At 61.2% G+C, this 18,877-nt stretch carries 19 protein-coding genes; 9 read left to right on the top strand and 10 right to left on the bottom strand.

Annotated features, from left to right (window positions below; translation table 11 throughout):
* The 3 genes from RLCC275e_RS31390 to RLCC275e_RS31380 form a co-directional block, all read right to left on the bottom strand.
* Positions 1-1,020: an ABC transporter permease gene (locus RLCC275e_RS31390; protein WP_033183928.1), complete on the bottom strand. Its 1,020-nt coding sequence runs from the start codon at positions 1,018-1,020 to the stop codon at positions 1-3.
* Positions 1,010-2,560 (bottom strand): sugar ABC transporter ATP-binding protein, encoded by a 1,551-nt coding sequence (locus tag RLCC275e_RS31385; RefSeq protein ID WP_033183929.1) that lies wholly within the window; start codon positions 2,558-2,560, stop codon positions 1,010-1,012. The genes RLCC275e_RS31390 and RLCC275e_RS31385 overlap by 11 nt, the downstream gene beginning before the upstream one ends.
* 65 nt (positions 2,561-2,625) lie before the next feature.
* On the bottom strand, positions 2,626-3,639 hold the full coding sequence (locus RLCC275e_RS31380) for a sugar ABC transporter substrate-binding protein (RefSeq protein ID WP_033183930.1): 1,014 nt from the start codon (positions 3,637-3,639) through the stop codon (positions 2,626-2,628).
* A 416-nt stretch (positions 3,640-4,055) separates the two neighbouring features.
* On the opposite strand from RLCC275e_RS31380, the gene RLCC275e_RS31375 reads away from it, so the two are divergent.
* From RLCC275e_RS31375 to RLCC275e_RS31355, 5 genes are all read left to right on the top strand, one after another.
* Positions 4,056-4,919: an AraC family transcriptional regulator gene (locus tag RLCC275e_RS31375; protein ID WP_033183931.1), complete on the top strand. Its 864-nt coding sequence runs from the start codon at positions 4,056-4,058 to the stop codon at positions 4,917-4,919.
* 107 nt (positions 4,920-5,026) lie between these two features.
* Positions 5,027-5,464 (top strand): VOC family protein, encoded by a 438-nt coding sequence (locus RLCC275e_RS31370; protein WP_003549520.1) that lies wholly within the window; start codon positions 5,027-5,029, stop codon positions 5,462-5,464.
* 52 nt (positions 5,465-5,516) lie between these two features.
* The gene (locus RLCC275e_RS31365; protein ID WP_033184116.1) at positions 5,517-6,563 is read left to right on the top strand and encodes an ABC transporter substrate-binding protein; all 1,047 of its coding nucleotides are present in this window, start codon (positions 5,517-5,519) and stop codon (positions 6,561-6,563) included.
* Between the two features lie 8 nt (positions 6,564-6,571).
* Positions 6,572-7,360, top strand: coding sequence for an ABC transporter ATP-binding protein (locus RLCC275e_RS31360; protein WP_033183932.1), 789 nt, complete (start codon positions 6,572-6,574; stop codon positions 7,358-7,360).
* On the top strand, positions 7,357-8,127 hold the full coding sequence (locus tag RLCC275e_RS31355; RefSeq protein WP_033183933.1) for an ABC transporter permease: 771 nt from the start codon (positions 7,357-7,359) through the stop codon (positions 8,125-8,127). Before RLCC275e_RS31360 ends, RLCC275e_RS31355 begins: the two co-directional genes overlap by 4 nt.
* A gap of 131 nt (positions 8,128-8,258) precedes the next feature.
* Here the strand turns inward: RLCC275e_RS31355 and RLCC275e_RS31350 are convergent, their stop codons facing one another.
* On the bottom strand, positions 8,259-9,161 hold the full coding sequence (locus RLCC275e_RS31350; protein ID WP_082229851.1) for an alanine--tRNA ligase-related protein: 903 nt from the start codon (positions 9,159-9,161) through the stop codon (positions 8,259-8,261).
* 124 nt (positions 9,162-9,285) lie between these two features.
* On the opposite strand from RLCC275e_RS31350, the gene RLCC275e_RS31345 reads away from it, so the two are divergent.
* Positions 9,286-9,717, top strand: a complete 432-nt coding sequence (locus tag RLCC275e_RS31345) for an antitoxin Xre-like helix-turn-helix domain-containing protein (protein ID WP_025398465.1) — start codon at positions 9,286-9,288, stop codon at positions 9,715-9,717.
* Positions 9,714-10,196, top strand: a complete 483-nt coding sequence (locus RLCC275e_RS31340) for an RES family NAD+ phosphorylase (protein ID WP_033183936.1) — start codon at positions 9,714-9,716, stop codon at positions 10,194-10,196. Before RLCC275e_RS31345 ends, RLCC275e_RS31340 begins: the two co-directional genes overlap by 4 nt.
* Before the next feature lie 185 nt (positions 10,197-10,381).
* On the opposite strand, the gene RLCC275e_RS31335 is transcribed toward RLCC275e_RS31340, so the two are convergent.
* From RLCC275e_RS31335 to RLCC275e_RS31310, 6 genes are all read right to left on the bottom strand, one after another.
* Positions 10,382-10,789, bottom strand: coding sequence for a type II toxin-antitoxin system VapC family toxin (locus RLCC275e_RS31335; protein WP_033183937.1), 408 nt, complete (start codon positions 10,787-10,789; stop codon positions 10,382-10,384).
* Positions 10,789-11,043 (bottom strand): type II toxin-antitoxin system Phd/YefM family antitoxin, encoded by a 255-nt coding sequence (locus tag RLCC275e_RS31330; RefSeq protein ID WP_033183938.1) that lies wholly within the window; start codon positions 11,041-11,043, stop codon positions 10,789-10,791. The genes RLCC275e_RS31335 and RLCC275e_RS31330 overlap by 1 nt, the downstream gene beginning before the upstream one ends.
* Positions 11,044-11,212: 169 nt before the next feature.
* Complete coding sequence (pdxA, locus tag RLCC275e_RS31325; RefSeq protein WP_033183939.1) at positions 11,213-12,199, bottom strand: 4-hydroxythreonine-4-phosphate dehydrogenase PdxA; 987 nt, start codon at positions 12,197-12,199, stop codon at positions 11,213-11,215.
* A 30-nt stretch (positions 12,200-12,229) separates the two neighbouring features.
* Positions 12,230-13,363: an iron-containing alcohol dehydrogenase gene (locus RLCC275e_RS31320; protein WP_033183940.1), complete on the bottom strand. Its 1,134-nt coding sequence runs from the start codon at positions 13,361-13,363 to the stop codon at positions 12,230-12,232.
* 358 nt (positions 13,364-13,721) lie between these two features.
* The gene (locus tag RLCC275e_RS31315) at positions 13,722-14,909 is read right to left on the bottom strand and encodes a sialidase family protein (RefSeq protein ID WP_033183941.1); all 1,188 of its coding nucleotides are present in this window, start codon (positions 14,907-14,909) and stop codon (positions 13,722-13,724) included.
* 11 nt (positions 14,910-14,920) lie between these two features.
* Complete coding sequence (locus RLCC275e_RS31310) at positions 14,921-15,826, bottom strand: dihydrodipicolinate synthase family protein (RefSeq protein ID WP_033183942.1); 906 nt, start codon at positions 15,824-15,826, stop codon at positions 14,921-14,923.
* A 328-nt stretch (positions 15,827-16,154) separates the two neighbouring features.
* On the opposite strand from RLCC275e_RS31310, the gene RLCC275e_RS31305 reads away from it, so the two are divergent.
* Both RLCC275e_RS31305 and RLCC275e_RS31300 read left to right on the top strand, forming a co-directional pair.
* On the top strand, positions 16,155-17,789 hold the full coding sequence (locus RLCC275e_RS31305) for an ABC transporter substrate-binding protein (RefSeq protein WP_033183943.1): 1,635 nt from the start codon (positions 16,155-16,157) through the stop codon (positions 17,787-17,789).
* A 129-nt stretch (positions 17,790-17,918) separates the two neighbouring features.
* Positions 17,919-18,875: an ABC transporter permease gene (locus tag RLCC275e_RS31300; protein ID WP_026238783.1), complete on the top strand. Its 957-nt coding sequence runs from the start codon at positions 17,919-17,921 to the stop codon at positions 18,873-18,875.
* Positions 18,876-18,877: the final 2 nt, after the last annotated feature.

The following is an 18,877-nucleotide window of genomic DNA, read 5'->3' as shown; positions in this document are numbered from 1 at the left end:
TCAGGCCTCCTGTCGGCGCAGCAGCGTGGTCGCGGAAACGACGATGAGAATGAGCACACCCTGGACGCCGCTGACCAACGTGCTCGAAATGTTCAGCAGCTGGAAACCGTTAACCAGGAAGCCGACCAAAAGGGCCGAAAGCAGCGTCCCGGTGACCGTCGGAACCAGCCGACGCGAAAAGACCGAGCCGAGCAGGGCCGTCACGACGACGGGCAACAGCATCTCGCCCGCGCCGGTCGTGCTGCCGCTCAGATAGGAAACCGACAGGATGCCGGCGATGCCGCCGGAGACGCCGCTGGCGACGAAGGCGCCGGCGAGCAGCCGGCGAAGCGGCAGACCGGCGGCACGCGCCGCATCCGGGAACTCACCGACGGCGTAGAGACGCAGGCCGAGCGGGGTATATTGCACGATCGCCGTGGTGATCGCCGTGAAGCCGAGGAGCACATAGGCAAGAACCGGAATGCCGAAAGGATCCGAGGCCGAAAGCGCCGACAGGAAGGGCGTCGAAGCCGGCAGCACGGTATTGCCGGTCAGGACCAACTCCAGGCCGGCGACGACATTCATGACGGCAAGCGTGGCCAGCAGCGGCACGATGCCGGCATAGACGACGGCAATGGCATTGACCGTGCCGATCAGGGCGCCGGTCAAGATTGTCGCGGCAATCGCCGTCGCATCGCTGTAGCCGAGCTGCGTCAGGCTCACATAGACGGCGGCGCTGAGGCCCATATTGGCCGCGAGCGACAGGTCGATGCCACCGGTGACGACATTGGAGCCGCCGGCAATCAGCACGATCGTCAGCCCGATGGCAAGCACGCCGGAGATGGCCGATTGGCCAAGCACGTTGCCGATATTGCCGATGCTGAGGAAATAGGGTGCGGTCAGCGAGAAGATGATCAGAATGGCGGCGAAAGCGATCAGCGATCCGAAGCGCAATGCCGCAGCGGCAAAATTGCCGACCGGCCGGGGCGGCGGTTCCACAGCGGAAAAACCGGAAGGCGCGAATTCCACTTCAGCCGACATGGCGATGTCCCTCGGATGATCCGGTCGATTGAGCGAGCACTGCATCCGCCGTAGTTTCCGACGATATGAATTCCCGCACCACACGTCCGCGGAAGAGCACCAGGATGCGATCGGTGATGCCGACGAGCTCGGGTAGATCCGAAGACAGCACGATGACGCCGGCGCCACGCGACGCGAGTTCGCCGATCAGCGCATAGATCTCGACCTTGGAGCCGATATCGACGCCGACTGTCGGCTCGTCGAGGAGATAGACCTCTGAGTGGCGGCTCAGCCACTTGGCGATGGCGATCTTCTGCTGGTTGCCGCCCGAAAGCGTGCGCAGCAGGGCATCGCGCCCATTGGTCTTCACCTGCAGCCGCGTAATCAGGGCATCGGCTTCTCTCTGTTCGCGTTTGCGATCGAGAAAGCCGAAACGGGTGAAGCGGCCAAGGCTGGAAAGGCTGATATTTTCCGCGACGCTGAGGTCGAGCGCGACGCCGTGGCGACGCCGGTCTTCCGGCACCAGGGCGATCTCGCGACCGGCTGCCTGGGCGGGATTGCTGAAATGGCCAGCCTTGCCGCTGATCTCGACACGGCCGGAAGCCGGGGTCTCCAGACCGAAGAGGGTGCGGACCAGTTCCTTTGCGCCGGAGCCGAGCAGGCCGGTGAGGCCCAGCACCTCGCCGCAGCGAAGCGTGAAACTCACGTCGCTATATTTCCCCGGCGCCGACAGCCGCTCGACCTTGAGGATTTCCGCGCCCGGCATCACCTGCGGCTTCGGAAACATCTCCTTGATGTCGCGTTCGACCATCAGCCGCGCGATCGCGCCAGCCGAAGTGTCCCCAATCGGCAGGGAGGCGACGTCCAGCCCGTTGCGCAACACGGTAACGTGGTCGCAGAGCTCTTCAATTTCGTTCAGGTAATGCGAGATATAGATGATGGTGACGCCTTCGTCGCGCAGACGGCGGATCAACCGGAAGAGGATATCCGCCTCGCGGCGTACCAATGCGGCTGTCGGCTCGTCGAAGACCAGCACCTTCGGCTGATTGAGGAGCTCGCGGGTGATTTGCACGATCTGCTTTTCGGCCGTCGACAATTCGCTGATCAAGGCGGCGTTCTGCAACCGGATACCGAAATAGTCGTTGAGAATAGCAGAGGCGCGACGTTGCATCAGTCGCCGATCGAGGAACGGTGTGCCCGATATCCGCGGTTCCCGGCCAAGGAACAGGGCTTCGCCGACGGTGAAGGTCGGCACCAGCAGCCGATCCTGGTGAATGAAGTGGATGCCGAGCCCTTCGGCAAGATGCGGTGTCAGCCTGTCGAATGTTTGCCCTTCGATCTCGATCCGGCCGCCATCCGGCTGGTGAAGACCGGCCAGCAACTTGATCAGCGTCGACTTGCCGGCGCCGTTCTGGCCGACGAGACCGTGGATGGTGCCGCGCCTGACGATCAGCGACGCACCGGCAAGCGCCTGCGCACCGCCGAAATGCTTGACGATGCCTTCAAAGCGGATGATGTCGTCGCGTGCCGTCACCGGCTGCTTCAACGAAATGGCCGTCATGTCGATCTCTCCGGGCGGGAAGATTGCGAGCGATCCGGCGATGACCGGACCGCTCGTGTTCAGTGTCAGCCGATGCCGAGCTTCTTGGTGACTTCGCCGACATTGGTCTTGTTGGCGAGTAGTGCCGGAACATAGGTCTCGCGCGGCAGGGTCTGGCCGGCGAGCAGCTTGGCGACGTTGCGGATGGCGGTGCGGCCGATTTCTGCCGGCTGCTGGGCGACATCGGCGCCGGCCGGCGAATTCGGATCGGCGATGAGCTGGAGCACTTCCGGGCTGCCATCGACGCCGTAGGTGCGGATCTCGGTCCGCCGGGCGGCCGCTAGGGCCTGGGTCGCGCCAAGCTGCGGAATGTCCCAGGCCGACCAGATCGCCTTGATCGAACCCTTTTCCGGATATTTGTTGAGGATCGCCGTGATCTGCGTGAAGGCGTCCTGCACGGTATTCGGGATGACGTCGCGCAGTTCCGGCTGGAGGATTTTGACCTTCGGGAAATATTTGACGACATTGACCAGCTGGTCGTAGCGGATCGCGCAGGGGGTTACGCCGTAGAAGCCGTTGAAGACGACGATATTGCCTTCGCCGCCAATATCGGAGACGAGCTGCAGCGCCAGGTCCTTGCCGATGCCCCAGTTATCGGAAGTGGTGTTGTTGATCGAATTGGTCGAACCGACGTCGACGGTCAGAACCGGGATCCCGGCATCGCGCGCCTTCTTCAGCCAGGGATCGATGACGCTGAGCGTGCCGAGAATTTGAACGATCGCATCCGGCTTTTGGGCAATCAGCGTCTGCAGCTGCGAGACCAGCTTGCCGTCGTTGCGTCCGGCATCGACGGCGATCGGCTCGCCGCCGAGGCGCTTTACCTCCTCGATCTGGGCATTATAGGCCTGCAGGTCGAAGAAGTGATCGGTGCCGGTTGCGCTGATGGCGATGCGCTTGCCTTTCAGCGACAGTTCTTCGCCCGCCGCAAAAGCCGGCTTCTGCCCGATGAGCGAAGCACCGGCGACGGCGACCCCGGCTGCGGCAGACAATTTCAGCAGATCTCGTCGTCCGAGACCGTTTTCAGACTTTTCGATACTCATCGTCATTCTCTCCAATTAATTATGTCTATAGATTAAATGGATTAATGCGGATGGATAGGAACGAATTTCCAAAAGAACGATCTCCGGGGGAAAGAGTGGACGGAACGAAAGCTCATCCCTGGCCGCGGTTTCCCGCGACCGAGAATGATTTCGGAGGCGTGGCGGTTTTCAGAGCGGTCAGATGAGTCTGCATTCACCGATCAAGAAGAACATGCACTGCATAATTCTTGCGCATGCGACCAAATTTGCTGAAGGCGAACTCCTGCCAGGCCGCGGTGCCGTGTGGCGCGACAGCAGGCGTAAAGTCACGATTTCATTGGCACCGTCGGGTTTTATGCTGCGAGGTTGATATCTAGCGCGAGCTTTGCTCCACTTGGCGCGCAACTTGCCTCTCTCCTGCCAGGGAGAATGAAACAATGCCCGACATCGACCCGCAGATTTTCTCAATAAGCCGGCCATCCCTCGGAGGCTACAAGGCCTTTGTTCAACGCGACATGATCGTCGAGACCTATCGCAGCGCCGCGGGGCAAATGGTTTCGAGGGGCTGCCTTCATAGAATTTCGATCAACCGCACGGCGCACGGCAAGTATGCCTATCGGCTTGGAAGCGGGGCATTCCGCAAAGTTGAGAGGCCGCCGTTCACCCTCGGATTTCAACCGGCCGCCACCGTCCTTGAAGTCGAGGGCGATGCGGCGGATTATATCTCGATCTTCCAGTCGCCAGCGCTTTACAGCGGCATCGGCGGCTCTCGCTTCGATCCCGAGCATTGGGATAGTGACGCGCTCAGCGCGACCACTGATCCGACAACGCTGCAGGTCGCCCTCTCCCTCGCATTTGCCGCCGAGAAGACCGGGCGCGACGACCTGCTTTTGATGCAGCATCTGGGGATGGCGCTCGCCTGCTGCGTCGTAAAACTGCTGGGCGCCAAACCTGAAGCCGGCGATCGTCCGCTGACATCGGACAATCTACGGCGTGTGATCGATTACATCGAGAACCTGCTTGGCAAATCCGATCTGAGTGTCGAGGAGCTGGCCGGGGTGGCCCATATGAGCCCCTTTCACTTCAGCCGGGAATTCAAACGGGCGGCCGGCTTGGCGCCGCATCGCTTCGTTCTGGAACGCAGGATCGAGCGGGCGCGACTTTACCTCGCCGATGGCAAGGAGACGCTCGCAAACATCGCTTATGCCACAGGCTTTTCCAGCCAGGCGCATTTCTCCAGCGTCTTTCGCCGTCTAATGGGGGCGACCCCGAAGGAATACCAGCGTTCGGTCCGTCTTTGAACCGGCTTTTGCCGATGACAGATCAGCAGCTTTGCGAAAGACAACCGCACGAATTTGAAATCTCTTGAGGCTGCGGTCTGCGAGGCTTTTCCCATCAGGAGGCCCATATGACCGCTTTTGCCCAAACCAATCCGATTACCGACATTTGCTTCCTGGTCGAGGATATCGACAAAGCATCGGCTTTCTATGTCGAGCGTCTTGGCTTCAAACCTCGCCGCCGGGCTCCCGGCTTTGCCGATTTCAAAGGGGCGGGCGTGACGCTGGCGCTCTGGGAGATCGAGCATATTGCCGAGAATACCGGTGTCTCAAGCCGCCGTGCCCCTCCAGGTGCGCACAAGGCCTGCGCGGCCATCGAGCTCGCCTCGCCAGAGCAGGTCGATGCTGCCTATGCGGAGCTGAAAGCTGCGGGCGTGCTCTTCCACGCGCCGCCGCAGGACTATGTCTGGAACGCGCGATGCGTCTATTTCGCCGATCCTGACGACAATCTCTGGGAAATCTATGCGTGGTCCGCAGGCGGCCCGATCGGTGACATCGACCCGCAATAGCGAGCGCAATCGGCCGGTCGTCCAACAATCCAACAAGGGGAAAGGCAAGCAGATGAACGGGGATGACAAACAAATCGTGGTCGGCAGGCGTACCGTCCTGAAGGGCGGAGCCTTTGCCCTTGCTGCAGCGACGGCAGGGATCAGCGTGTTCGTGCCGCGTCACTCGAATGCCGCCGTATCCAAGGTCGTCATCAAATATGACTGGCTGATGAGCAACGGACAGATCGGCGATATCGTCGCAGTCAAGCAAGGCCTGTTCCAGGCCGAGGGTCTCGACGTCGAGTTTTCCCCTGGCGGTCCCAATTCGGCAACGGTGCCGCCCGTGATCACGGGTGATGCGCAGCTCGGCCAATTCTCGGATTCGGCACAGCTTCTTCTAGCCCGTTCATCCGGCGTGCCGATCAAGATCTTCGCCTGCGGTTTCCGCATGGCGCCTTTCGCCTTCTATTCGCTGCCCAAGGCGCCGATCCGCACCGTCAAGGATATGATCGGCAAGCGCATCGGCATCCAGCCGACGGCCCGTTATGTCCTTGATGCCATCCTTCTGAAGAACAATATCGATCCCTCGAGCCTGACCATCACCAATATCGGCTTCGACATGACGCCGCTGATGACCGGCCAGGTCGACGCCGTGACCGGATGGATCACCAACACGGAGGCCCTTTCCATCATCGGTCCCGACCGCATCGATCTGATGATGAAGGATACGGGCCTGCCCTCCTATGCCAACGTCTATTTCGCCACCGACGATGCCGTGAGCGGCCATGCCGAGACATTGGCAAAGGTGCTGCGCGCCGTCGCCAAAGGCTGGGCCTGGACGCATGAACATCCTGAAGAGGCGGTCAAACTGGCGGTGGAGGCCTATCCGCAGCTCGATCTTGCCGTGGAGCTGAAGACGGTGCCGCGTATATTGTCACTGAGCTTCGACGCGACGACAGGCAAGGACGGCTGGGGCAGCTTCGATCCGGCCGCGCTTGCCGAACAGATTTCCGTCTACGACAAGATCGGCCAGTTCAAGAGCGGCGCGCCGAAGCTGGAGGACTGCTATACGACCAGGATCCTGGAAATGACGGCAGGTGACCGTCCGAAGATTGCGTGAGAGCGGATTTGCCTGAAGCAGCGGCCATCGAAACCAAGGATCTGGCTGTCGGTTATGCCGGCGCTGTCGAGACGACCCGCATTCTGTCCGGCGTCGATCTCACCGTCGGCAGGGGCGAGTTTCTGACCATTCTTGGTCCTTCCGGCTGCGGCAAGTCGACCTTGCTGCGTGCCGTTGCGGATCTTCTCCCGCCGCTTGACGGGCGGCTGTCGGTGCTCGGCAGGACAGCGTCGGAGGCGCGCCGGCGGCGCGAGGTCGCCTTCGTCTTCCAGGACGCGACGCTGCTGCCGTGGCGGACCGTGAGAGAGAATGTCGCGCTGCCGCTGCAGGTGGGGAAGAACAGCGTCTCGCGATCGGTCGATCCGCGGCCCGACCACTGGATCGAACTGGTCGGCCTGTCGCATCTGGCCGATCGCTATCCGCATCAATTGTCCGGGGGCCAGCGCCAACGCGTCGCCATAGCGCGCGCGCTTCAATGCGAGCCGGATATCTTGCTCATGGACGAACCCTTCGGTGCGCTCGACGAGATCACCCGTGAACGACTGAACGACGAGCTTCTGGACGTCTGGCGCCGGACCGGCACGACCATCCTGTTTGTCACCCACAGCGTCGTCGAGGCGATCTATCTCGGCGGGCGCGTGCTGGTCCTGGCGGCCAATCCGGGCCGCGTTCAGGCGCTGATCGACCTTGCACCGCTGAAGGACGAGCGTGGGCTCTGTCGGCGCGAGAGCCTCGATGTCCAGGAGACAGCTGCCCATCTGCGCCAATTGCTGCAGCAGGGGAGTTCGGCTGCATGACGCATCGTCGGCTATCCCTCACCGAGGCAATCGGCCTTCCAGTTATCGGCGCCCTCTCGCTGCTTTTCGCCTGGCAATGGCTGGTGCCGGCGCTCGGTATTCCGGCCTATATCGTTCCAACGCCGCTGGCGATCCTGCGCACGCTCGGAACGGAATGGCGCTTCCTTCTGTCGAATGCGATCCCGACATGGGGTGAGGCGGGCCTCGGCTTCCTCCTGGGGAACGGTCTCGCCGTGATCATGGCAATTGCCTTTGTCTATAATCCGCGCCTCCAGGCCGCCTATTTTCCCGTTGTCCTGCTCTTCAACACCATTCCCGTGCTGGCGCTCGCGCCGATCATCATCCTCATCTTCGGCCTCGGCATGCTGCCAAAGGTCATCATCGCCGCTCTCATTTGCTTCTTCCCAACCCTGGTGAATACCGCCCGGGGCCTCAATCTGGCGACTGCGAGCGAGCTTGACCTGATGCATGTGCTTTCGGCGAGCGGGTGGGAGACGTTCTGGCGCCTGCGCGCCCCACGCTCCGCCCCCTTGCTCTTTGCTTCGCTGCGCATTTCGGCAACCACCTGTGTGATCGGTGCGATCGTCGGGGAGTGGATCGGCTCGAACCAGGGGCTGGGCGCCGTCATCATCCAGTCGACATTCAACTATCAGGCGGAAAGGCTCTTTGCCGCCGTCGTGCTCGCCTCTTTCTCCGGCATCGTCTTTTTTGCCGCTGTTGCCCAAATCGAGCGGACTTTCCGTCGGCTGCAGCCGGGGCAGAGCTGAAAGCGTTCAATTCGGGCAACATATCTCTATGACTAGCGCGTTGCCCGGGCAAACAGGGGATGCCTGAAACGCTAACGCTTTCCAGCATATTGCAAGGCCTCCCGCTTTGTCTGCGGGAGGCCTTGTTTCCGCTATTCGTCCATCGTCTCCCGGATGTCGGAGAGATCGATGCCATGAGTGTCGAACCACCAGTCGGGACTCATCTCGGAATGGCGGTCACGCAGACGCAGATATTGGGCGCGCAGGCGCTTCTGGCGTTCGACCTCTTCCGCGAAAAATGGATGATCGAGCGTGCCGCCCATCTTGTGGATGCGACGGAGCAGTTTTCGCAAGACGTAACCTTGCTCCTTGTTGCCCGGCCGGTAGCCGCTTTCCACGATTGTCATGACCGTCTCGCACAGCGTTCCGAGCGCATCGACTTGCGGCGTCCCGTTGACGATCATGTCGAGACGCTCGAGACCGAAGCCGACGTCAATGCAGGTTCCGAGCGGATTGACGATGTTTCCGATCTCGACGCCATCCTTGTAGAACTCAGTGCAGTATCCGCTGATGCTGCCATCGCTCCACATGCATTCCGGATCCGGCACGACGGGCACGCGCCCGCCATAGAGCGGTGTCCATTCCACCAAGCGGTCGGGATGGATCGTCACATGATCCGGCACAAGTCCAAGAGTTGCTAGAAACTCGAGCCAGAAATCGATGGCGTTGCCGACGGTCATTTCCCGGAATGAGAAAAGGCCGAGCATAGTGAAGTGGAGAAGGTGAGTTCCGTCGCCGATCTCGTCGAGGTCGCCCATGCGCAAGCAGGCCTGGCTGTTTGCGACTGTTCCAATATATGAGGGATCGGAGAAGAGGGGCTTGTACTGCTGCATTCCAGCGCTGCAGAAGAGCGTGGTATCGTCATGCGGCCGTACGGATTCAATGCGTGTGAAATCGACGCCTTTGGCAAGGCAGAAGTCTTGGTATTGCTGGATCAGGCGTCCCGCGGTGACATAGGCAACCTCCTTTTCTGTTCGTGTGCCTTCTGGGAGGATAGCGATCTAATGCGCCTGCGGCAATCCGCTGCTCGGCTGGCGAGGATCAAAAACCGGAACGGTGCACTTGATAGCAGGCTCACATGAGACTAAATATAGCCTCAAGTGAAAAGGAGCCGTTGCCATGATGGGATTTGCCGGTATCGCCGATGTTCTCGGGCTGCCCGCCAGGGAGCCAGTATCGCGTTCGGCCTTCGGCCTGCTCTCCAGCATCGAGGAAGGATTGCCGGTCAAGGCGCTTGACCGCATGGCGCTGCTTCTGGCGCCTGATGATGCCCAGTTCAAATACCGGCTGGTTCCGAAGGCCACCTATGAACGGCGCAAATCCAAGCATCGGCTCTCCTCGGATGAAGGCATAAAGCTTGCCCGTCTCGCGCGTGTCTGGGGCCAGGCGCTCGATGTCTGGCAGACCGAGATCGAGGCCCGCGATTTCCTGTTTCGGCCGCATGCAATGCTTGAGGATAAGCGGCCGATCGACGTGGTCATCCAGAGCGAGATCGGCGGCGAGCTCGTGCTCGATATTCTCGGAAGCCTGAAATACGGCAGCGCTGCGTGAGCGCACAGGTTCTTGATCGTACGCTGACATCCGTCCGCATCGGAGATCCCAGTGGAACCTATCCGATCTTCGACGCCACCGGCTCGACCATCGCGCCGGGGCGGTGGAACACATCGGGCAGCCCGATCATCTATACGAGCGAGCATTATTCGACGGCGCTGCTCGAAAAGCTCGTCCATGGCAGCGGGCGGCTGCCACCCAATCAGCACTATGTCACGATCACCCTACCGCGTGGGCTAAGCTACGAGGTCTTCTCCGAGCCCGCGCTGCCCGGCTGGGACAGCATGCCGGCAAACGTCAGCAAGGTTTTCGGCGAACGCTGGTGCCAGGAAAAGCGCAGCGCCATCCTGCTGGTCCCAAGCGTCGTCGCCCGCGTCGACCGCAACATGCTGATAAACCCGGCCCACCCGGAATTCCGATTGATCACAGTAAGCCTCCACCAACCGGTCTTCTGGGATCGTCGCTTGTTCGGCATGTGACGGGTTGGCGGTGCAATCAACGTTTCCGCAGAGCAGATCAAAACGCCGGACAGATGAGGCTTGGTCAGCAGATCATGATGCCGCCACCAAACGCACCGACAAGAGCTCTCGGCCCGACGTAGCCAATGCCTTTATCCAAAGGCACAGAAGGCCATTTTAAACGAGGAGGTGGCTGCCTCGACTGCTCACGCGTCCGTCTCCCATGGATTTATCACCGTTGCGCCGGTGTCGTCGAAATCGCCGACATTGCGAGTGACGACAATCAGATCATGAACGATCGCGGTTGCGGCGATCAGCCCGTCGATATCGCCACGCGGCCAGATGGCGGCGAGGCGGCCCCATTCGACGGCGATCTCGTCGGTCACCGGCAGGATCCGGTCGCCATGATCATAACGCAGCTTGCGCAGCCACTCGGTGAGATGCGCCGCGGTCTTCGGATCCGACTTCTGTTTGAGGGCAATGCCGCGCATGATCTCGCCAAGCGTCAGCGCGCTCAGGTGGATGGTGAGCGGATCGATGGAGCGCAGCCAGGAGACCGCCTGCGGCGTGCCGCGTCGCGCCTCCGAGACGATGTTGGTGTCGACCAGATACATCAGAAGGCAACGTCGCGGCTTGGGGTCTTGTTGCGTGCTTCGACCGCATCGGCGAACTCATCGTCCCAGGCGGGGCCATCGAGCAGGTCGTCGACGAGCGTCGGCCTGCCGGCGCGCAGGGCGTCGTAGTCGCGGGCGGACAGAACGACGGCCGCGCGTTCGCCACGCACGGTAACCACCTGCGGCCCTTCTTGTCGGGCCTTCTGCACGACCTTCGAAAATTGGTTCTTGGCGTCCTGCAGTTGCCATTCCATCGATTCTGCTCCTGGCTAGACTGTCTAGCTATGTAAGCGAGGAATGCCGACGCGTCAACGGCGGGACCTTCCTGAACGACAGAGTCCGGTTCTGCTATCAGGTGTTTTAAAGAAGTTCGAAATCGTTGTGTCGGCGATCGGCGCCAGTCGGCCCTTCTGGAAGCTCCGATCACGCTCTCTGCCGCGGCGAGCGGGCCATCAGCCTGGCATAGGCGATGGCCGACAGCATGTTGACGTGGTTTGCCTTGCCGGTGCCGGCGATGTCGAAGGCGGTGCCGTGATCGACCGAGACGCGGTCGATCGGCAGGCCGAGCGAGACGTTGACCGCCGTGTCGAAGGCGACGAGCTTGATCGGGATATGGCCCTGGTCGTGATACTGGGCGATGACGAGATCGAAAGCGCCATTATAGGCGCGGGCAAACACCGTATCGGCCGAGATCGGGCCGACGACGTCGATGCCCTTTGCCCGCGCCTGCTCGACGGCGGGCGCCAGGAATTCCGTGTCCTCGGTGCCGAACAGGCCGTTTTCGCCGCAATGGGGATTGAGGCCGGCGACGGCGATGCGCGCCGTCTTGCCGAGCCGCAGGAAGTGCCTATGGCCGGCTTCGATGGTCGCCAGCACCCGCTCGGTCTTGGCGCGCTCGATCGCACCCTTCAGCGAGATGTGGGTGGAGACGTGGATGGTGTTCAGCCGCTCGGAGGCAAGCAGCATGAAGGAGCTCTTCGACCCGGTGAGATGCGCGAGCAGCCCGGTGTGACCGTCATGGTGATGGCCGGCGAGGTTCATCGCTTCCTTGTTGATCGGCGCGGTGACGATGACGTCGGCTTGACCCGACATGGCGAGATCGACGGCGCGGGTGATATAGCGCACCGAGGCATCGCCGGCGACGGGGCTGACCCTGCCGATTTCGGGTAGAGCCGCGCCGAGCGCGACTTCGTCGACCGCGATCCTGTCGTCACCGGGTGCATCGGCAGGCCCGAACCGCAGTCCGGTGCCGGTGACGCGGTCGGCGCGCTCCAGCGCTTCGACATTGCCGACGATGACGAAATCGCGGCGCTCCTCCCTCGGAAGGGCTGCGAGCGCCTTGACGATCACCTCGGGGCCGACGCCGGCCGGATCGCCGAGCGTTACCGCGACTTTCGCATTCCTGTCCATCGATCGAATTCCTTCTGAAAACTTTGTGGCTTAAAAAGCGGCCGCATAAATCGAGCGAATGTCGGCGCGCGTGAGATCGCGCGGATTGTTATCGAGCAGACGGCGAATGGCAAAGGCGTCTTCGGCCATGGCGTCGAGATCGCTTTCCGGCACGCCGAGACCGGAAAGTTTCATCTCGATGCCGAGTTCGGCGCAGAAAGCGTAAGCCGCATCGAAGACGGAGGTGACGTTGCCGGAGGTTTCACACCTAAGCGCTTCCATCACCGCCTTGGTTTTCTCAGGCGCGGACGGTGTATTGAAGGCGAGGACATGCGGAAAAATCAACGCATTTGCCGCGCCATGGGCGACATGCCAGCGCGTGCCGAGGGGATAGGCGAGCGCATGGCCGCCGGCGGTGTTGACCGGGCCGAGGCAGAAGCCGCCGTAAAGCGAGGCGAGCGAGAGGCCGGCGCGCGCCTCGGCGTCATTGCCGTCCTTGACGGCGCGGGCGAGATATTTGCCGACGAGCCGCGTTCCCTCGATCGCATAGATGTCGACCATCGGATGGGCCTTGCGGTTGGTGAAGGCCTCGACGCAATGGGCCATGGCATCGACGCCGGTGGCGGCCGTCGTGCGAGCCGGGACGCTGAAGGTCAAAGCAGGATCGATGACGGCGATATCGGCCAGCATATGCAGGCTTTCCACCGCAAGCTTTGCCATCGTCGCCGGATCGGTGACAAGCGCACGGATGCCGGCCTCGCTGCCGGTGCCCGAGGTTGTCGGCACCTGGGCGAGCGCCGCCTTGCGCGGCCCATGCACCTTGTTCGGACCGACGACTTCGTGCAGCGTCTGGGTGGAGCCGGCAAGCACGGCGGCAAGTTTTGCCAGATCCATGGCGCTGCCGCCGCCGAAGCCGACAATCAGCTCGGCATTGGCGGCGTTTGCCGCCGCCAGGACTTTTTCGAGATTGGCTGTATCCGGTTCGGGCGTCACTTCGGCAAAGACCTTAACCTCGCCCTTCAGCTCCAGCACGTCGATGCGCGAAGCGTTGAAGGCATCGGAGATGACGAGCGTGCGCCGATAGCCCTTTTCGGCCGCCCATTTGCCGAGCTTTCCCGCCGTGCCGACGCCGAATTCGATCAGATGCGGCCGAACTATCGTGATCGGCGAATCCAAGCTGGCCATGAACCAGTCCTCCCTGCAAGATCTTGCGGCAATATCCTCGCCCTCTTTAATGTAAAGTTGTAAGATCAATGTCAAGCCAGCATTCCCCAGAGCAGAAGTTTTTATCATCTGACGTGCGCTCGGAGGCGCTTCAAAGGGGCATTGCCGTTCCAATATCGATATATATATTAGTGTGTTATGAAATCTGCCGTGGTGAAAACGGCATTTCAGACACCTCTGGCCGATCATCTTTGCGACGGCAGTGAATAATCCGGGCCTGTTGTCAATTTCCCCATCAGTAAACCCGCAGCCGTCGCCATCCTGCATCCTTTCGCGTGCGATCGAATGCAGGTTTACAATTTTCCGGCTGCCGCTTTGCTCATGGCAGGGATTGCGGGACGAGGCTGATATATTTGATGGCGCGCCGGTAGTAGGTGTAGGCGATATGGAGCGTGCCGTCGTCGCCCTGGACGATCGAGGGATAGGAGAATTCGCGGTTCAGCGACTCCTTCGAATTGTTGCTGAGGCAGAAGCCGTCGCCGGTATCGAGATCGATGCGATGCGGAAAGCTCTTGCCGCCATCCCTTGATATCGCCAGGCTCAGCGGCGCACGCGGAGCACCCCAGACGGCCTTGCGTGTGCTGCTGTCGGCAACGACGGCGGTCTCTCCACCCTCGCCACCCTCGATTTCGTCATAGAGAGACTGACGCCGTGCATCCGACATGCTGGCATTCGAATGGTTGTAAACCATTGCGATTGCTCTATCATTCAGGATTGTGGCCTGGATCGAGGAGTTGTTGTTCGGCAGTTCGGCGGACTCGGGTGCACTCCATGTCTCGCCGCCATCGGATGATCGGCTGGACAGGATGTTTTCGGCGAAACGGTTGCGGTAAAAGGCGATCATCTCGTCGCCGCCAAGCGGCAGGATGTTCATGTGCACCGCGCCGATACTGTCTGGAATATCGTGCATTTGCCAGCTCGCGCCGCCATCACGCGACATCAGCACGGCTGCCGTATCGGCATCGCCGCTCCAGCGCTGGCCGTTCAGGCCGACGCAGCGGAAGATCGGAAGCAGCCAGTCGCCCCTGCCGTTGACGACGATCTGCTGGCGAACGAAGGTGCCGGGACTGTCACAGAGGATACGAACCGGGCCGAAGGTCTGGCCGCCATCGCCTGAAACCCGGAATTTGACAACAGAGCCGTCCTGATTTCCAGAAGTCTGCGAGGTATAGAGCAGCCATATTTTTCCGTCCGGAGCATTGAAAATCAACGGGTTCTGTTCGGATTTCTCCGGGTCGTCGCTCATTTTTTCCGGCACGGACCATCGCTCGGCGCCCGGCGCCAGCCGCGACATGTAAATCGAGATGTCACCCATGCCCTCCATCGTGCCGCCGAACCAGACGCAGGTCAGCGTGCCGTCGGGCAGAAAGGTGAGATTTGCGGCATGGTTCTGGATGCAGGGGGAGGGTAGATAGGCATCCGCGCGACCCTCGACGATGGGGTGAGGGGCGATGGCCCCGGTCATCAGGGCCGGAACGGCTTCCGGAGGCAGGCCGGTAAAACTCATGACGGATCTCCTCAAGGCAGCTTGGCATAGCTTTCGGCGAGTGCGGCATAGTCGGCATCGCCGAGCGGCATCAGCGGCGCGCGCGTGCGCTTCCAGGCGGGATTGCCGGTCTTCAGCCCCACCATCGCCTTGATGGTCGGGATCTGGACGTAAGAGTTGGAAAGCGTGCGATAGGCGTTGATGCGGGCCTGCGCCGCCTCGACATCGGCGGCGTGCGCCTCGTCATGGACATGGTCGTAGACGGTGCGCAGCGAATTCGCCACGAGATTGGAGGTTGCGGTTATGCAGCCTGCGCCGCCCGCCTTCAGCAGCGGCAGCAGCAGCGGGTCGGCGCCCGCCAGCACAGAAAAACCCGGATACGCGGCGATAATCGCCTGCATATTGTTGAAATCGCCGGCAGATTCCTTGATGCCGACGACCGTTTCCGGGAAGGCTGCAATCAGCCGTCCGATCAGCGGAATGGATAGCGGAACGCCCGAGACCTGTGGAATATGATAGAGGATGACCTGCAGGCGGGTGTCGGCGACCTTTTCCAGAACCTGCGAATAGGCGGCGAAGAGACCGTCGTCGGAGACGCCCTTGTAGTAGAAGGGCGGCAGCATGACCACCTTGGTGACGCCAAGCGACAGCGCGTGCCGGGTCAGTTCCACGGTCTCGGGAATGGCGACGACGCCGGTGCCCGGCAGCAGTTTGTCGGCAGGAATGCCGGCCTTCAGTGCCGCTTCCAGAATGGCGCGGCGCTCGGCGCCAGAGAAGGAATTGGCCTCGCCCGTTGTGCCGAGCAGCGCCACGCCATGGCACCCCTCGGCCAGCAACTGCCGGCAATGGTCGGTGAAAAGGGCGAAATCCGGCCTGTTGTCTGCCGTCAGCGGCGTTGCGGAGGCGCTGAAAACGCCGGTAATCCTGTGCTGGCTCATTTCCGCCCTCCTCGGCGCGTCCTGTCTTGCCGATCCGTGTTCGAACCGGGGGGCTGCGCATTGCAATTGTCATCGGTCTGTCGTGATGGAGTGCAAAGAACTTTTATATTGCCGCGCTTTTGTCAAGAAGACAAAATGCCGTGACGCCGCTGCAGAAAGTTATCTATCTGTTATAACTCATATATTTTCAGGAGAAAATTTTGTTCGAACTGAAAATGCGATTTTTTGTTGACATATTTACAATAACGAGAGAACGATACGGAACGGATTGTGCTGCGCCTGGCAGGTGCAGGGAGAGCGCTGCCGAATTCACTCTGGGAGGAATGCCATGTCTGATCAATCGGATAAAACGAATATATCACGTCGTAACGCGCTGAAGCTCGGCCTTGCAGCCGGCGTCGGCCTCACCGTATTCGGGATGAATGCCCGCATCGTTATGGCCGAGGAAGGCCAGGTCCTGAAGGTCGCAAATCCGGCCTTCGACCAGGACTGGTCGCCGCTGCGCGGCGGCGGCAGGACGTTCCGCTGGAATTCGATCTGGTGGGCATCGCCGATGTATTTCGACAGCGAAGGCAATATCAAGCCCTACGTCTTCACCAGCTGGGAATCGGCCGACAATACCGTTTGGACCTTCAAGCTAGACCCGAAGGCCGTCTTTTCCGACGGCAGCAAGATCACCTCGGCGGATGTCAAGGGATCGTGGGAAGTCTCCTCGATGCCCAACACCAAGAACCAGCGCGCCGACCAGGTGCTCAGCAGGGTCAAGGGTTACGCCGAAATCGCCGCCGGCTCCGGCACGGAGTTGACTGGTGTCGCGACACCCGACGAGGGAACGGTCGTGGTGACGCTTGGTGCCGCAGACCCGATCTTCTTCATGCGCCTGGCAAACCACATTGCGCCGATCACCAAAGCATCGCAGTCGCGCGGCAGCGACGGCGAGGAGATCATCGATTGGTATAAGCCCGACAGCAAGCCGGTCTTTTCCGGCCCATTCAAGCTGACGAGCATCGATATCGACGCCGGCAAACTCTCTTTCGAGCCGAATGAGAACTTCTTCGGACCGAAGCCGAAGCTTGCCCGTATTGATATCACCTCGATCGAGGACAACGTCACGGCGACGTCGCTGATCAAATCGGGCGAGTTCAACGCCCATACCGAACTCGTCACCTCGACCATCATCCAGGATCTCGGCCCAGAATTCTCGGCCGGCCCGCTGATCCCGACCAGCCAGCATTTCTGGTTCAACATCTCCCGCGCGCCGATGGACGATCCGAAGGTCCGCCAGGCGCTGATCATGGCCGTCGATCGCGACGGCCTGTTCAAGGCGTCCTATCCCGACGGGCCGCACAAGAAAGCCGACCAGATCCTCAACTCGGTTCCGGGTGCGGAGAATTCCGGTTTCGAGCCTTATCCCTATGATCCGGCGGCGGCCAAGAAGCTGCTTGCGGAATCGACCTACGGCGGTCCAGAGCGCCTGCCGAAGATCCTCTTCGTCGGCATCTCGGGGCCAGCCATTCAGGCTGCCGCCCAGTTCATTGCCGAGCAGTGGCGCCAGAATCTCGGCATCACTGCCGTCGACATGAAGCCGCAGCAGGACTCCTATGCGGGTCCGGATCAGAACTCGGTCCAGATCTTCCGCGACGACGTCGGCACCCGCGTGCCGGATGCCGTCTCCTATCTGGCAGGCAGCATCGCCTCGACCTCGTCGAACGCGCAGAACAAGCTCGGCGGCTACAAGAACGACAAGGTCGACAGTGCCCTAGCCGAGGCGACGACCAAGGCTGCAGATGATCCGCAGCGTATCGCTCTCGCCCAGGAGGCCCAGAAGGCGTTCCGCGAGGATTGGGCCTTCATTCCATGGTATTCTCAGGCGATGTCGCGCTGGGCCACCAAGGAGGTCAAGGGCCTGGAAAAGAACCTTGACTGGCAGGTCGTCGAACCGTGGAACATTTCCATCGGTTGATCGGCGGAAGCCGTCCCTGTCGGCGATAAACCGCGCGAAGGCCGCAAGGCCTTCGCGCACGTATCAAGAAGAAGAGATGCGATCGCAGCCAAAAGCGGGAACGCATCGAACAACAGGTGGGAGGTGGCCTTGCTGCGCTACGTGCTAACCCGATTTGCCATCTGGATTCCGTCCGTTCTGGTGGTGATGCTGGCCGTTTACGCGCTGGCCTTCTATGGCGCCGGCGATCCGATCAAGCTGATCTTCCTGCGCGCGCCGGGCGACGTCGCCTATAATCCGCAGCGCATCGAAGCCATTCGTGAAAGTGCCGGCCTCAACAAACCCTTCATCGTCCAGTTCGGCCTTTACATCTGGAATCTGCTGCATGGCCAGTTCGGCAATTCGCTGACCTCGGGTCGCTCCGTCTGGGCGATGGTCTCGGCCGCCGCACCCGTCTCCTTCCAGCTTGCCCTCTGTTCCATCATCCTGACCGCCGTCGTTGCGATCCCGCTCGGCATGATCGCCGCGCTCAACCAGAATTCGCGCATCGACTATGCCATTCTGGGCTCCGCACTCTTCCTTTGGGCGATCCCGGCCTATGTCGCCGGCCCGATGCTAATGGTCGGCCTCATCGTGCTGCTGCCGGGGGCGAGCGTGCCCTATGGCTGGGGCGGCATCTTCGATGTCCGTATCCTGCTGCCGCTGCTCGTCCTTTCCTTCCAGCCGATCGCGCTGATCGTGCGCCAGACGCGTGCCGCCGTCATCGAGGTCCTGTCGGAGGATTTCGTCCGGACCGCCCGCGCCAAGGGCGTACCCGAGATCATCGTGGCGTTGCGCCATATCTTGCGGCCGGTGCTGACGCCCGTCGTCACGCAGCTCGGCCTGATCATGATCACCATCGTCAATGGCGCGATCTTCGTCGAACTCGTTTTCGGCCTGCCGGGCCTCGGCCGGTTGACGGTGCAGGCGCTGATCAATTCCGATTATCCGGTCATTCTGGCGATCACGCTGATCGGATCATTTCTGGTGATGGTGTCGAACCTTTTGGTGGATGTGCTCTATCCGCTGCTCGATCCGCGCGCCAATGATTCAAGAAGGAGCCGCTGACC

This window comes from Rhizobium brockwellii (assembly GCF_000769405.2).
In the GTDB taxonomy this organism is placed as follows: domain Bacteria; phylum Pseudomonadota; class Alphaproteobacteria; order Rhizobiales; family Rhizobiaceae; genus Rhizobium; species Rhizobium brockwellii.
The sequence above is the reverse complement of the archived record's forward strand: the minus strand, read 5'-3'. Positions and strand labels throughout refer to the sequence as shown.

What these genes read in the sequence shown, in the direction of transcription:
- RLCC275e_RS31365 (WP_033184116.1), top strand. Translation starts at nt 5,517, where the DNA reads ATGAACGGGGATGACAAACAAATCGTGGTCGGCAGGCGTACCGTCCTG.
- RLCC275e_RS31375 (WP_033183931.1), top strand. Translation starts at nt 4,056, where the DNA reads ATGCCCGACATCGACCCGCAGATTTTCTCAATAAGCCGGCCATCCCTC.
- pdxA (WP_033183939.1), bottom strand. Translation starts at nt 12,199, where the DNA reads ATGGACAGGAATGCGAAAGTCGCGGTAACGCTCGGCGATCCGGCCGGC.
- RLCC275e_RS31370 (WP_003549520.1), top strand. Translation starts at nt 5,027, where the DNA reads ATGACCGCTTTTGCCCAAACCAATCCGATTACCGACATTTGCTTCCTG.
- RLCC275e_RS31305 (WP_033183943.1), top strand. Translation starts at nt 16,155, where the DNA reads ATGTCTGATCAATCGGATAAAACGAATATATCACGTCGTAACGCGCTG.
- RLCC275e_RS31345 (WP_025398465.1), top strand. Translation starts at nt 9,286, where the DNA reads ATGATGGGATTTGCCGGTATCGCCGATGTTCTCGGGCTGCCCGCCAGG.
- RLCC275e_RS31330 (WP_033183938.1), bottom strand. Translation starts at nt 11,043, where the DNA reads ATGGAATGGCAACTGCAGGACGCCAAGAACCAATTTTCGAAGGTCGTG.
- RLCC275e_RS31320 (WP_033183940.1), bottom strand. Translation starts at nt 13,363, where the DNA reads ATGGCCAGCTTGGATTCGCCGATCACGATAGTTCGGCCGCATCTGATC.
- RLCC275e_RS31355 (WP_033183933.1), top strand. Translation starts at nt 7,357, where the DNA reads ATGACGCATCGTCGGCTATCCCTCACCGAGGCAATCGGCCTTCCAGTT.
- RLCC275e_RS31380 (WP_033183930.1), bottom strand. Translation starts at nt 3,639, where the DNA reads ATGAGTATCGAAAAGTCTGAAAACGGTCTCGGACGACGAGATCTGCTG.
- RLCC275e_RS31315 (WP_033183941.1), bottom strand. Translation starts at nt 14,909, where the DNA reads ATGAGTTTTACCGGCCTGCCTCCGGAAGCCGTTCCGGCCCTGATGACC.
- RLCC275e_RS31390 (WP_033183928.1), bottom strand. Translation starts at nt 1,020, where the DNA reads ATGTCGGCTGAAGTGGAATTCGCGCCTTCCGGTTTTTCCGCTGTGGAA.
- RLCC275e_RS31335 (WP_033183937.1), bottom strand. Translation starts at nt 10,789, where the DNA reads ATGTATCTGGTCGACACCAACATCGTCTCGGAGGCGCGACGCGGCACG.
- RLCC275e_RS31385 (WP_033183929.1), bottom strand. Translation starts at nt 2,560, where the DNA reads ATGACGGCCATTTCGTTGAAGCAGCCGGTGACGGCACGCGACGACATC.
- RLCC275e_RS31310 (WP_033183942.1), bottom strand. Translation starts at nt 15,826, where the DNA reads ATGAGCCAGCACAGGATTACCGGCGTTTTCAGCGCCTCCGCAACGCCG.